This is a genomic window from Photobacterium marinum (assembly GCF_000331515.1).
Taxonomy (GTDB): domain Bacteria; phylum Pseudomonadota; class Gammaproteobacteria; order Enterobacterales; family Vibrionaceae; genus Photobacterium; species Photobacterium marinum.
This window is the reverse complement of the sequence record NZ_AMZO01000033.1, coordinates 112963-126245: the sequence shown is the minus strand read 5'-3', so window position 1 is coordinate 126245 and position 13283 is coordinate 112963. Positions and strand designations below refer to the sequence as shown.

Annotated in this window: 9 protein-coding genes; 2 read left to right on the top strand and 7 right to left on the bottom strand. The window is 54.6% G+C overall.

The window, feature by feature from the left end:
- Window positions 1-112: 112 nt before the first annotated feature.
- The 3 genes from greB to C942_RS19620 form a co-directional block, all read right to left on the bottom strand.
- Complete coding sequence (greB, locus tag C942_RS19630) at window positions 113-586, bottom strand: transcription elongation factor GreB (RefSeq protein WP_036801242.1); 474 nt, start codon at window positions 584-586, stop codon at window positions 113-115.
- Between the two features lie 220 nt (window positions 587-806).
- Window positions 807-2906, bottom strand: coding sequence for a methyl-accepting chemotaxis protein (locus tag C942_RS19625; protein ID WP_036801239.1), 2100 nt, complete (start codon window positions 2904-2906; stop codon window positions 807-809).
- Entirely contained in the window at window positions 2903-3946 is a 1044-nt protein-coding gene (locus C942_RS19620) for an SGNH/GDSL hydrolase family protein (RefSeq protein ID WP_007469472.1), read from the bottom strand. The genes C942_RS19625 and C942_RS19620 overlap by 4 nt, the downstream gene beginning before the upstream one ends.
- Window positions 3947-4352: 406 nt before the next feature.
- Between C942_RS19620 and ompR the strand changes: the two genes are divergently transcribed.
- Window positions 4353-5075, top strand: coding sequence for an osmolarity response regulator transcription factor OmpR (gene ompR / locus C942_RS19615; RefSeq protein WP_007469470.1), 723 nt, complete (start codon window positions 4353-4355; stop codon window positions 5073-5075).
- A 27-nt stretch (window positions 5076-5102) separates the two neighbouring features.
- Window positions 5103-6440, top strand: coding sequence for a two-component system sensor histidine kinase EnvZ (envZ, locus tag C942_RS19610; RefSeq protein WP_007469468.1), 1338 nt, complete (start codon window positions 5103-5105; stop codon window positions 6438-6440).
- A gap of 82 nt (window positions 6441-6522) precedes the next feature.
- Here the strand turns inward: envZ and C942_RS19605 are convergent, their stop codons facing one another.
- From C942_RS19605 to spoT, 4 genes are all read right to left on the bottom strand, one after another.
- Window positions 6523-7893: a uracil-xanthine permease family protein gene (locus C942_RS19605; RefSeq protein WP_036801282.1), complete on the bottom strand. Its 1371-nt coding sequence runs from the start codon at window positions 7891-7893 to the stop codon at window positions 6523-6525.
- Between the two features lie 375 nt (window positions 7894-8268).
- The gene (gene recG, locus C942_RS19600) at window positions 8269-10350 is read right to left on the bottom strand and encodes an ATP-dependent DNA helicase RecG (protein WP_007469466.1); all 2082 of its coding nucleotides are present in this window, start codon (window positions 10348-10350) and stop codon (window positions 8269-8271) included.
- Window positions 10351-10370: 20 nt separating this feature from the next.
- Window positions 10371-11078 (bottom strand): tRNA (guanosine(18)-2'-O)-methyltransferase TrmH, encoded by a 708-nt coding sequence (gene trmH, locus C942_RS19595; protein WP_007469464.1) that lies wholly within the window; start codon window positions 11076-11078, stop codon window positions 10371-10373.
- A gap of 90 nt (window positions 11079-11168) precedes the next feature.
- The gene (gene spoT, locus C942_RS19590; RefSeq protein ID WP_007469462.1) at window positions 11169-13274 is read right to left on the bottom strand and encodes a bifunctional GTP diphosphokinase/guanosine-3',5'-bis pyrophosphate 3'-pyrophosphohydrolase; all 2106 of its coding nucleotides are present in this window, start codon (window positions 13272-13274) and stop codon (window positions 11169-11171) included.
- Between the last annotated feature and the right edge of the window lie 9 nt (window positions 13275-13283).

Genomic DNA, 13283 nt, shown 5'->3' with positions numbered 1-13283 from the left:
CCGGCTCCGCGGGCTGTCGTTATTATTGGAATATACCGGAGTGCCGGCCGGTTGTTATAACAAGGGTAGCCGGGTGTTCGGTATTATGTGTTAGGTTCTTGTCAGCTCATGGTTATTTGACGTACCGGATGTGGTTGACGAACCACTCTTTTTTGCCGGCTGGCGTGCTGACTTCAAATTCGTCATCGACTTCTTTTTTCAGCAGGGCCCGGGCCATTGGGGAGTCGATAGAGATGTAGTCGTTGCGGCCGTAGATTTCATCCGGGCCGACGATACGGAAGGTTTTGGTTTCGCCGTCTTCGTTTTCAATTTCGACCCAGGCTCCGAAGAAGACTTTGCCGTCTTGCTGTGGTGAGTAGTCAACCACCTGGACCTGTTCCAGCCGCTTGCGCAGATACCGGACCCGGCGGTCGATTTCGCGCAGGCGCTTTTTGTTGTATTGGTAATCCGCGTTTTCACTGCGATCGCCTAAGCTGGCGGCCCAGGTGACTTTCTTTGTGACTTCAGGGCGTTCCTCTTTCCACAGGAAATCGAGCTCGTCTTTGAGCTTGTTGTAGCCTTCGCGCGTGATTAAGTTGGTCTTCATTGTTGTTGTCCAGCTTCCTAATGCCTGCCAAATAGTCTTATGGTTTGTCGGTGGCGTCAATCTCACCGGTTGAAAATATTGTGGCTGAAAATCAAGAAGGCGGGAGAATTCTCATTTGGCGGGGACAGATTTTATCCGAGAGGGGCCTGGCGGTGATTTCGTTCAGGCCCGAACCTTTAGGGCGGGCCTGAACAAAGGGGGGCTAGCTCAGAGCCTATGATCAGAAGTTAAACTTGTTCAGTTTGGCTTCGACGTCACTGGTCTGGGTCAGCATGCCCTGCGCCTCGTGGCTGGACATCTCCGCACCTTGCGCGGCTTTGGTGGTGATGTCAGTGATGGCGCTGATATTGCGGTTGATGTCTTCCGTCACCTGATGCTGCTCTTCGGCGGCGGTGGCAATCTGGCACATCATTTCCTGGATGGTTGATGTGGTTGCCATCAGTGCATCCAGCTCTTCAACCGCTTTCTTGCTGCCTTCAATGCTATTGTGGCTGAAAGTCTGGCTACTGGTGATGGTATCGACGGTCATCTGGATCTGACTCTGGAAGCGGTCGACCATTTGCTGGATTTCTTCTGTCGAGCTCTGGGTCTTGGATGCCAACTGGCGGACTTCATCGGCGACAACCGCAAATCCCCGGCCGTGTTCGCCGGCACGGGCCGCTTCAATGGCGGCATTCAGTGCCAGCAGGTTGGTTTGATCCGAAATAGTACGGATGACTTCCAGAATCGAGCGGATCTGATGGCTCTGGGTTTCCAGTTCGGTAATGGTTGCGGTGGCGTTTTCCATTGCCTCGCCCAGCTGGTTGACCATATCAGCACTGTCATTGACTACGTTACCGCAGCGGGTGATCGCCTGGTTGGCTTCTTCCACCGAGCCGGCCGTATTGGCGACGTTGTTGGCTACTTCACTGGCGGTGCAGGCCATTTCGTTAATCGCGGTGGCCACCTGTTCCAGCTCCAGACGTTGCTGCTGGACATCGGTATGCGAGGTTTGGGCTATATCGGCTGAGTGGTTGGCAGCTTGCTTCAGCTGGCCGACGGAGCCGGCAATATCGCGGATCATCCCCTGCAGGGAAGCCATCAGGGTATTAATGCCAGACATTAGCTCGCCGGTTTCATCTTTACGGGTGACATCCATCCGGTAGGTCAGATCCCCTCCGGCCTGGCTGAGTTGCTGTACCAGCTGAACCACCTGCTGGATCGGAGTGGAGATGCGCTTGGCCAGAATATACAGCACGGCCAGTGCCGCTACGGAGATTAGTACCCCGGCCAGAACCTGGCTGTTGAGGAACTCATCGAAGGAGGATTCCAGCTCGTGTTGCAGTTTATTAATTTCACTCAGCTGCTCGGCTTTCGGTACCGAGATCCACAGCATCCACGAAGTTGCAGTGTTGCCGACTTTAATCGGGGTTGCCAGGCTTGAGTACTTGTCGGTTGATAGCCACAGCTGTTGGCCAGCCTGGAACTGAGAGCGGTATCGGTTCCAGTCCGGCAGGACATTACCCAGCTTCGCGTCCGGGGCGGTATCGGCTGCGACTACCCCGCGGTAGCTGATAATGCTGATATGGGCATTCGGACCGAATTTCTCTTTCTGAAGTTTAAGTGCCAGTTCATTGATGAAATTCACCGACAGGTCGATACCAATCATACCGATAGGGCGACCGTTAGCTTTTATTGGGGCAACCAGGTTGGCCATCAGCATCTGTTGACCCTGAACGTTATAGGCCCAAGGGTCGATCAGGCAACTGCGACCACTTTCGACCGGGCACAGATACCACTCACTGACGCGGGTGCCGTTGTTAGTCTGCTTCTGAATGTAGAAGCGATCCGTGTCGACTGATGACGGCTTGAGCTGGTTGTCGCCACTGCGGGTCCAGTACACATTGAACTGGCCTTTGCCGTCGATTGCTTCGTAAATATCATCTTTGCCATCCCAGGCATTCGGCTCGAATGCAATATAAGTACCGAGGAATTGCTGGTTGCCAGCCAGCAAGTCACGCACCATCAGTGACAGTTCTTCACGGGTGACTTTGTTCTGTCCGTCGCGGTTATCTGCCATTCCGGAGATGACGCTGGCCATGGCCTCGACCGAGTTCATCGCCACCGACAGCTGGCTCTGGATCTGGCCAGAATGGAACTTACCGGTTTCCTCGAGCAGCTGGCTCAGGGTGTGATCGGCAAAAGCATGGGTTTTGCCGTAGACCATCTCTTCCAGCTGGTTGGAGTATTTCACTCCAACCATTAGCACTGCCAGCAGCGAGAAAAACAGGCACGTTGCCGCGCCTATAATGATTTGGTGACGTATGGATTTGAAATTCATAATGTCCTTCCGCTTATGACGAGGTTGGCCGCTTCTTTAGCCATGATCTTGTGCATTGCCGTTGTCGGGTGCAGGCCATCCCAGAAAAGGTTGCGGTTCGGTTGGGCAATGACTTTGCCGGTTGCATAGCTGTAAGCTTCGCCAGTCACGTTTGTTAGGGTGATCGCTAGCTCCTTGTCCTGATATTTACCTTTGGTTTTCACCTCGTTGCTGACTTTGTTGAACAGAGCAAAGGCATCAAAGTAATAGATCTCGACGTCCGGGTGGGCTGCAGCCAGCTGGTCCAGGCCGACTTTCAGTGCCTGGTTGTGTGACTGGATAAAACGGGTGGTTTTTTCCTGTTGGCCGGCAAACCACGGTGCATCGATAAAGTCAGGGATGTTGGCGGCCAGGACTTGTTTGGCTCCGGCATCGATCAGGTTTTCGATATCGGTAAGGGCGAAGCCTGCGGCCTTGTCACCGGTCTGGTTAAGATCGCCGAACAGGGTGAACCACAGGTTGTTGGTACCACTCATATAGCTGACCAGCTCATTGCCTGTGAACTGACCTTTGTTGGCGATGTGCAGTTTGATTTGTTGGCCAGTGTTAGTCAGTACATCAAGGCCGGACTTGGCAGTGAAGCCTTTGGCGGCATCAATATCAAGGAAGTTGCCAAGGCCGGACATTGCACCGCCGACAGCCCAGTTGGTGCCTGGCAGCGCGTTATGGTGATAGTGGTAGGTGATTTGTTTGCCGGCCTGATCTTTTAGTACAACCTGACTGTCAATTTCACCGTGACCACGAACTGGTGCTGGTTTGGCAAGGAAACCGGCCAGGTATTCCGTCCATACCGGTCCGTTGCTGAAGCGACCGTCAAAGTTTGGCTTGGCGGCACGGATGCCGATTTTGCCGGACGTTGCCTGGTTCATATCAACGGTGATCATGTGCTTGTTGCCGATGTCGGACAGGCTGTCACCGAAGTTGGTGATGTGGTCGAATTCTGCGGCATGGGAGCAGAATGGCAATAGAGTCAGAAGTGTCGTTAGTGCGAATTTTTTCATGATTGTTATCTTGGCTGATGTAACTGCGGCAATGTGGAGTGCAATTGCATGGTGTCAGTTACAGATGTATGTTGTGACAGAATAGAAGATTGCTATGCAACGATGATTTGTATGTATAAATTCAGTGCAAGCAATTGATTATTGTGATTATAGGGAATGGTATTTTGTTATCAAATTTATCAGTGCTAACCATCTGATATACATGGTGAATGAGACAAACCTGACTCATATAGGAAAAATTAATCGTGAAATTGTTAGCCGGGGCACGACTTAAGTTTTGTGCACTATGGACATAATACGTAACAATTTATTTCTCTGTTTGCGGGGTAACCGCCGGGTGGTTTGGGTAACATAAACAGCAAATGCACTGTGGTGATTTTTGGTGCGAAGATGATGCAGGTAGGTAATGATGCAGGAAAATTTTAAGATTCTGGTTGTTGATGATGACATGCGCCTGCGTGCGCTGTTGGAGCGCTATCTGTCGGAGCAGGGCTTCCAGGTCCGCAGCGTAGCGAACGGTGAGCAGATGGACCGTTTGCTGGCCCGCGAAACGTTTCATTTAATGGTATTGGATTTGATGCTGCCGGGGGAGGATGGCCTGTCGATTTGCCGCCGCCTGCGCAATGCCAATAACATGTTGCCGATCCTGATGCTGACCGCCAAGGGCGATGAAGTTGACCGGATTGTCGGCCTTGAAGTCGGTGCTGATGATTATCTGCCGAAGCCGTTTAACCCGCGTGAGCTGCTGGCCCGTATTCGTGCCGTATTGCGCCGCCAGATCATCGAAGTACCGGGTGCACCGAGTGCCGAAGGCAAGATGATTGAGTTCGGTGAGTTTCGCCTTAACCTGGGTACCCGTGAGATGTTCCGCGGTGATGAATCCATGCCACTGACGTCCGGTGAGTTTGCGGTGCTGAAAGCCCTGGTGACCAATGCCCGGGAACCGATGTCCCGTGATAAGCTGATGAACATGGCCCGCGGCCGTGAATATTCAGCGATGGAGCGCTCGATTGACGTTCAGATTTCCCGCCTGCGCCGGATGATTGAAGAAGATCCGAGTCGTCCGCGCTATATTCAGACGGTCTGGGGCTTGGGCTATGTCTTCGTTCCTGACGGCAAAGAGGCATAAACTGAATCCTAATCTGAGGCAATCATAATGCGGATGTTCCCGCGCAGTACGTTTACCCGTACCCTGATCCTGCTGGCTGGCTTGCTGATAGCCAGCCAGATTTTTTCTTATCTGGCCGTCCTGAACTATGCCTTGCTGCCCAGCTTGCAACAGTTCAACCGGATTCTGGCCTATGAAGTGCGGCTGATGCTCAAAGAAGATGTTGAGCTGGCTGACGGTGAGACTTTCCACCTTGATACCCCGGTCCGGCGGCGGTTGCTGGAGCAGTTGGGGGTTACCCTGCATCCGGATGGCAGCCCGGATAACCAGGAGTTCCTGCAGGCCACCGAGATTGAATACCTAAGCGAAGAGATGACCCGGGCTCTGGAAGCGCCGACGGAAGTGCGGTTGGTGCTGGGGGCGGACAGCTATGTGTTGTGGATGCGCTGCGCGGCGATGCCGGGCTTTCTGATGCGGATCCCATTGTCTGAATTGCAGGAAGAGGATTTTGCGCCGCTGTTCCAGTACAGCCTGGTGATAGCTTTGATGGTGATTGCCGGTGGTTGGCTGTTTATCCGGATCCAGAACCGCCCGCTGGTGGCACTGGAGAAAGCCGCTTTGCAAGTTGCTCGGGGAGAGACGCCACCGCATTTGCCTGAGCGCGGTGCATCGGAAATTCGTGCGGTAACCAAATCGTTCAACCGCATGTCGGAAGGCATCAAGCAGCTGGAAGAAGACAGGGCATTGCTGCTGGCTGGGGTTAGCCATGACTTGCGCACACCGCTGACTCGGATCCGGCTGGCAACTGAGATGATGTCGCCGGAAGACAGTTATCTGGCTGAGAGTATGATTAAGGACACCGAAGAGTGTAACGAGATCATCAGCCAGTTTATGGATTACCTCAAATCGACCAAAAAGCAGGAAGAAGAAGCGCTTGAGCTCAACTTACTGCTGCAGGAAGTGGCGGAAACCGAAGGCGGTTATGAACATGAGATTGAGCTGGCGCTGGATGATATTCCCGGCGTGGTGCACGTTAACGGGGTTGCGATCAAGCGTTCGGTAGCCAACCTGGTAACCAATGCCCTGCGTTATGGTAACGGCTGGGTGAGGATTGCCAGCGGTGTAACCGCCGATCGCAAGACTGCCTGGTTCTGTGTTGAAGATGACGGCCCGGGGATTGAACCGGATCAGGTAGCGAAGATGTTTCAGCCGCTGACTAGGGGAGATACTGCCCGTGGTTGTGAATCGGAAGGGACCGGTCTTGGCCTGGCAATCGTAAAGCGGATTATTGATCAGCATGAAGGGGCGATTTCCGTTACCAACCGCAGTGATGGTGGTTTGAAGGTACAGGTTAACCTGCCGCTGGACGCAGCTAAGAAGCTTTAATTATCTAGAATTCGTCTACATAAAAAGAAAGCGAGAGCCTGTGTGGCTCTCGCTTTCTTTTTATCGGCTTTATTTCTTGCTGTTATTTTTTCTCTTCCGGCAAAACCAGATTCAGGATAATCGCCGTGATACCGCCTGCCGCCATTCCAGATGACAAGATGCTCTTAATCCATTCCGGCATGAACTGAAGAATCTCCGGCTTTTGGGCGATACCCAGACCCATAGAGAAAGACAGGGCCATGATCAGGATGGCGCGGCGGTCCAGCTCGCAACGGGAGATGATCCGTACGCCGGAAGCGGCAATGGTGCCGAACATTACAATGGTCGCACCGCCCAGCACCGGTTCTGGGATCAGCTGAACAAGGTTAGCAACCCCAGGGAACAGGCCAAGCAGAACCAGCATACCCGCCACGAAGTAGCCGATGTAGCGGCTGGCAACTCCGGTCAGCTGGATGATGCCGTTGTTCTGGCTGAAGGTGGAGTTCGGAAAGCTGTTGAGCACTGCGGCCACTGCCGAGTTGATACCGTCTGCCAACACGCCGCCTTTGATGCGTTTCATATAAACCGGGCCGGCAACCGGCTGCTCAGAGGTTTCTGATGTCGCAGTGATATCACCGATGGCTTCCAGTGATGTGATCGCAAAGACAATGACCAACGGGATCAGCAACGACCACTCAAAGCCCAGTCCGTACTGCATTGGCTGTGGGATCGCAATCAGTTCGGCGTTGCTCATACGGGAGCTGTCTACCATGCCGTTCATCCAGGCAAGCAGGGTGCCGGCAGCCATGGCTATCACAATGGATGAGACGCGCAGGTACGGGTTTTTCACCCGGTTCAACAGCACAATCAGGCCTAGAACCGTACCGGCTAGCATCAGGTTATCCAAGCTGCCGAAGGTACCGTTTTCAATCGCGGCATAGCCGCCGCCCATGGAAGTTAGGCCGATCTGGATCAGGGTCAGGCCGATCAGGGTAACCACAATGCCGGACACCAGTGGGGTGATCACGCGCTGGGCGTGTTGCAGGACGCGGGAGATAAGTACTTCTGTCAGAGAGGCAACCAGAATTGTGCCGAAAATTGCCGCCATCATGGTCGGCACGTCTGCGCCACCGGCTTTCAATGCCAGCCCGGCACCGATGATTGGACCAAGGAAATTAAAGCTGGTGCCCTGAATCGAGAGCAGGCCGGAGCCAACCGGGCCGAAAGTGCGGATTTGGATGAAAGAGGCAATGCCTGAAGCAAACAGTGACATGCTGACGATCGTATTGGTATCGCCTGCCGGAATGCCGAGGGTCTGGCAGATGATCAGCGACGGGGTGACGACGGCAACAAACATGGCCAGCAGGTGCTGGACCGCGGCGAACAAGGTTTGCGGTAGGGGCGGACGGTCCTCAAGACGGTAAATCAGATCGGACTTTACAGGTGTTTCGATATCACTGTGTTGGCGAGTCATGGCCATGTATTTCCTTGGTGTCTCTCTGTGGTCCCGACTATTACGCTGAATGGGTAGCAGTCCGTGGCGGATGGATAACTCTGTGATTGCTGTTAATCAGATCCAGACCGTCACCGGGAGAGAGGGGGTGGATGAAATTTGTGCGCTATTGTAATTATCTTTCTGCAAATAGCAAACGTTTGCGTGATTTTGTTTGAATTATTTTCTGTTAGCAGGAGAAGCCGGGGTTAAGGTCGGAAAAGTTAAGTAAAGTGTGTAGTTGCAGATGTTGACTGGGATGCCGGGATCACAGTGGCGAATCAAATCGAATGTATCAATGGAAAAGCGGGCCAGAAAGCCTGTTTTTTACAGTTTCTGGCCGCAATTAAGCTGACGTTAGGCGTTGGAGTAATTTTCTCGCTGACCCAGCCAGCGATCGATAATCGCTTTGGTGTTATCCGGGTAATTGTCGTGAAGATAGCGCGCCAGTTTCTGGACCTGGGGGATCAGATGCTGGTCGCGGACCAGATCGGCAACCTTGAATTCCGCGATACCGGTTTGCTTGGTGCCGAGCAGTTCACCGGGGCCGCGGATTTCCAGATCCCGCTGGGCAATCACGAAGCCGTCGCTGCTTTCGCGCAGTACGCCCAGGCGTTTCTGGGCTGTTTTGGACAACGGGGCATGATAGAGCAGGACACAATGGCTGGCGACATTGCCCCGACCGACGCGACCGCGCAACTGGTGGAGCTGAGCCAGACCCAGGCGCTCCGGATTTTCAATGACCATCAGGCTGGCGTTAGGCACGTCGACCCCGACTTCAATCACAGTGGTGGCAACCAGGAGGTGAAGTTCACCTTCTTTAAAGCGTTGCATCACTTCCTGTTTTTCTGCCGGTTTCATCCGTCCGTGTACCAGCCCGATTTTCAACTCCGGCAACTGGGCTGTTAGCTCATCGGCCGTATCGGAGGCGGCTTGGGCCTCCAGTACTTCGGATTCATCAATTAGGGTGCAGACCCAGTAAGCCTGACGGCCTTCGTTGAGGCAGGCAGAGTGGATCCGCTGGATAATTTCAGCCCGGCGCGAGTCCGGTAGGGCGACGGTCTGGATCGGTGTCCGGCCCGGCGGCAACTCGTCGATGACGGACGTCTCCAAGTCGGCATAGGCGGTCATCGCCAGGGTTCGCGGGATTGGCGTAGCCGTCATGATCAGCTGGTGCGGGTAATGGCCGTTGCTGGCCCCTTTTTCCCGCAGTTCCAGCCGCTGGTGGACACCGAAGCGGTGCTGCTCATCAATGATCACCAGTGCGAGGTTGTTAAACACCACCTGCTCCTGGAACAGGGCATGGGTGCCGACGACCATTTTGGCTTCGCCGCTTTCAATCCGAGCCAGTTCACTGTCGCGTGCTTTGCCTTTGAGCTTGCCAGCCAGCCAGCCAACTTCAATTCCCATTGGTTTCAGCCAGTTGGCAAAGTTGATGGCGTGCTGTTCAGCCAAGAGTTCGGTCGGAGCCATCAGGGCAACCTGATAGCCGTGCTCGATAGCCCGCAAGGCGGCGAGGGCGGCGACCAGGGTTTTGCCTGAACCGACATCCCCTTGCACCAGGCGCATCATCGGATGCGGCTGGGCCAGGTCGTGCTCAATATCGGCTACTACTCGTTGTTGGGCACCGGTCGGGCTGAACGGCAGGCTGTCGAGTAGTTTCTGTTTAAGGGTATCGCTTGGCGGCAGCGACCAGGCGTCATGTTGCTGGCTCTTGTTACGCACAGCCAGCATCGACAGGTTCTGGGCCAGCAGCTCCTCAAGGATCAGCCGTTGCTGGGCCGGATGTTTGCCTTCTTCAAGCTGGTCGAGCGAAACGTCCGGTGTCGGGCGGTGCATGATGTGCAGGGCCTGAGACAGTGTCATCTGACGGTCATACAAACCTTCCGGTAGCAGCTCGCGCACTGCGGCTTTGTCGAGCAGAACCATTGCCTGATCGGTCAGGTTACGCAGGGTCAGTTGGCGCAGGCCGTCGGTGGTCGGGTAGACCGGGGTCAGGGTCTCTTCAACGCTGAGTTCTGTTGGTTCGGAAAAGACCCGGTACTCAGGGTGGATGATTTCCAGCCCGAACTTGCCCCGCTTGATCTCACCATAGGCTTTGACCTGCTTACCTTCGCTCAGGCTGTTTTTCATTGCGGCGTTGAAGTTGAAAAAACGCAGCGTTGCCGTACCGGTTTGGTCGCTGATTTTCACCGTCAGCATTCGACGTTTACCGAAACTGATATTGCTGCTGAGGATCTCGCCCTGCACCGTCAGGTGCTGACCGGGCATTACGTTGGCCAGCGGCCAGATCCGGGTGCGGTCTTCATAGCGGAGGGGGAGGTGGAACAGCAGATCCTGGACCGTGTGCAGGCCAATTTTTTCAAGCTTTTCTGCCATCTTGGCCCCAACGCCGGACAGTTCGGTCAGGGCTATGGTATCAAGTAGTTGTCCGCTCATTGCTGTTCCTGTTTTCGCTGTTATTTGGCTTTTCGCTTCGGCTCGGTTGCCTGCATGATGCTCCACCATTCATCGTCAGCGACAATCTGGCCTTGTTCGTCCAGCGGTGGGTAAGGCAGGCCTTTACGGCGGGCAACTTTGGCCAGTACCGGGTGGCCGCGCTCGAACAGAATACGGTGGACTACGTCGTCCGGCAGTTGGGTCTTTTCCCTGTCGTACATGCCGGCAAGCTGGCGCTGGCGCTGCGCTTCGTAGAGGATCAGGGCACTGGCAACCGAAACATTAAGAGACTGTACCATACCCACCATTGGAATAATGATGTCCTGCTCGGCTAGGGCCAGTGCTTCAGGCGTGATCCCATTTTTCTCGCCGCCGAGGATAATGGCCGTCGGTTTGGTGTAATCCACTTCACGGAAATCAATGGCGGTATCCGACAGGTTGGTTGCCAGCACCTGCATACCCTGGGTTTTCAGGGTACTGACGGCATTAACCATGGAATCGTGGGTTTCCAGCTCAACCCAGTTACGGGCACCGGCTGATGTATTGCTCAGGACACGCATGCCTTCTTCCGGCCAGACGGCATGGACTTTGTGGACGCCAACCGCATCAGCGGTACGGATAATGGCTGATACATTGTTAGGTTTATGCACTTCTTCCATGCACACCGTCAGATCTGGCTGGCGGGTGGCCAAAACCGACTGAATACGTTCAAAACGTTCAGGAGTCATAATCTTGCTTGTCTTTCTTTGATAAAGAAAACGCCCGTAGACGGGCGTTTCGGTTCAGTGCAGGAGCAAGGCTGTGCCTCGTTCTTGCTGTCAGTTCTTCCGGCGAGATACACGCACCACATTCGGCATCACCCTGATACGGCGCATGATATTCGCCAGATGGATACGACCTTTCGTCGTCAGCTTCACCGTGATGGTGTACAGACGGCCATCTTTCTCTTCCGTTGCCAGCCCCTGGATGTTGGAACCAGTCGCGGCAATGGTGTTGGTCAGATCGGCGAGGGCACCCTGGTGGTTAAGCATATCGACCTTAAGGTTAGTCAGGAATTCCTGCTCGAAGTCCTCACTCCACTCGACGGCCATATATTTATCCGGCTCGCGCTGGTAGCCACGGATATTGGCACATTCTTCACGGTGGATAACCAGGCCTTTACCCGGGCTGATATGCGCCATGATTGGATCACCGTGGATTGGGTGACAACAGTTGGCAAAGGTCAGCTGGATACCGTCCGCTCCGCGGATAGCCAGTCGGCTGTCGGTTTCGCGTTCGGTAAGCTCATCGGCATTGCCAAGCAGTCGACGGGCGATAACTACGCTCATCAGTTTGCCGAGGCCGATTTCAACCAGCAGATCATCCAGGCTTTCAAGACGCAAATCTGCCAGTACCTGTTCCAGGTTTTCCGGATCGATCTGGTCGATATTCAACTCGCCCAGAGCATGGTTGAGCAGGCGGCGGCCCAGATTGAGAGACTCCTCGCGGCGCATGGTTTTCAGCACCTGGCGGATTTTGGTCCGGGCACGGGAAGTCACTACATAGTTGAGCCATGCGGCATTCGGGCGGGCACCCGGTGCACTGATAATTTCTACGGCCTGGCCGTTTTTCAGTGGCTTGCTCAGCGGGTATGGCTGGCGATCGACACGGGCACCAACACAGGCATTACCGACATCGGTATGCACGGCGTAGGCAAAGTCGACTGCGGTTGCCCCGACAGGCAGTTCAACAATGCGGCCTTTCGGCGTGAAGACGTAGAGCTCATCCGGGAACAGATCAGATTTAACGTTCTCGATGAATTCGAACGAGCTGCCGGCACTTTGCTGCAGCTCCAGCAGGCTCTGCATCCAGCGCTTGGCCTTAACCTGCGCGGTTGTGCCGCTGTTGCGCTCGCCGTCTTTGTAAGCCCAGTGGGCGGCAACGCCTTTGTCGGCCATCTGGTCCATATCTTCGGTACGGATCTGGACTTCGACTGGAACCCCGTGCGGGCCGACCAGTGATGTATGCAGTGACTGGTAGCCATTGGCTTTCGGGATGGCGATATAGTCTTTCATCCGGCTCGGGCGGGGCTTGTACAGGTTGTGAACCTGACCCAGTACGCGATAACAGGTGTCCAGATCTTTGACCAGTACGCGGAAGGCGTAGATGTCCATGATCGAGTGGAAACGCTGTTCCTTGTTCTTCATCTTGTTGTAGATGGAGTACAGGTTCTTCTCGCGACCCAGCACAGTGCCGTCAATCCCCGCATCATTGAGGCGACCCTCAATTTCAGCATGGATTTTGTTAATCATTTCTTTGCGGTTGCCGCGGGCGGCTGCCACTACTTGCTTCAGTACCCGGTAGCGGTTGGGATACAGCGCTTCAAAGCCGAGCTCTTCCAGTTCGGTTTTGATGTTATGGATACCAAGGCGGTGGGCCAGCGGAGAGAAAATCTCCAGGGTTTCGCGGGCAATGCGGCGGCGCTTATCCGGACGCAGGGCACCCAGGGTGCGCATGTTGTGCGTACGGTCGGCCAGTTTGATCAGAATAACGCGGATGTCATGGGCCATGGCCATGATCATCTTGCGGAAGTTCTCGGCTTGCGCTTCTTTGCGGTCGCGGAACTTCAGTTTATCCAGCTTCGATACCCCGTCGACCAGTTCGGCTACCGTCGCGCTGAAGCGACTTTCGAGATCTTCTTTGGTGACCTCGGTATCTTCGATAACGTCATGGAGGAGGGCTGCCATCAGCGTCTCATAGTCGAGGCGCATTTCCGCGAGGATGCGGGCTACGGCAATCGGGTGGATAATATATGGTTCCCCGCTGGAGCGGGTCTGCCCTTCATGGGCATCTCGCGCAACGAGGTATGCCTGCCTGAGGGCCTCAATATGGGGCTCAGGCAGGTACTCTGTTGCAACTTCTTTCAGGCTATCAAAAAGATACAATTCGCCCGG

What these genes read in the sequence shown, in the direction of transcription:
- greB (WP_036801242.1), bottom strand. Translation starts at nt 586, where the DNA reads ATGAAGACCAACTTAATCACGCGCGAAGGCTACAACAAGCTCAAAGAC.
- C942_RS19625 (WP_036801239.1), bottom strand. Translation starts at nt 2,906, where the DNA reads ATGAATTTCAAATCCATACGTCACCAAATCATTATAGGCGCGGCAACG.
- C942_RS19620 (WP_007469472.1), bottom strand. Translation starts at nt 3,946, where the DNA reads ATGAAAAAATTCGCACTAACGACACTTCTGACTCTATTGCCATTCTGC.
- ompR (WP_007469470.1), top strand. Translation starts at nt 4,353, where the DNA reads ATGATGCAGGAAAATTTTAAGATTCTGGTTGTTGATGATGACATGCGC.
- envZ (WP_007469468.1), top strand. Translation starts at nt 5,103, where the DNA reads ATGCGGATGTTCCCGCGCAGTACGTTTACCCGTACCCTGATCCTGCTG.
- C942_RS19605 (WP_036801282.1), bottom strand. Translation starts at nt 7,893, where the DNA reads ATGACTCGCCAACACAGTGATATCGAAACACCTGTAAAGTCCGATCTG.
- recG (WP_007469466.1), bottom strand. Translation starts at nt 10,350, where the DNA reads ATGAGCGGACAACTACTTGATACCATAGCCCTGACCGAACTGTCCGGC.
- trmH (WP_007469464.1), bottom strand. Translation starts at nt 11,078, where the DNA reads ATGACTCCTGAACGTTTTGAACGTATTCAGTCGGTTTTGGCCACCCGC.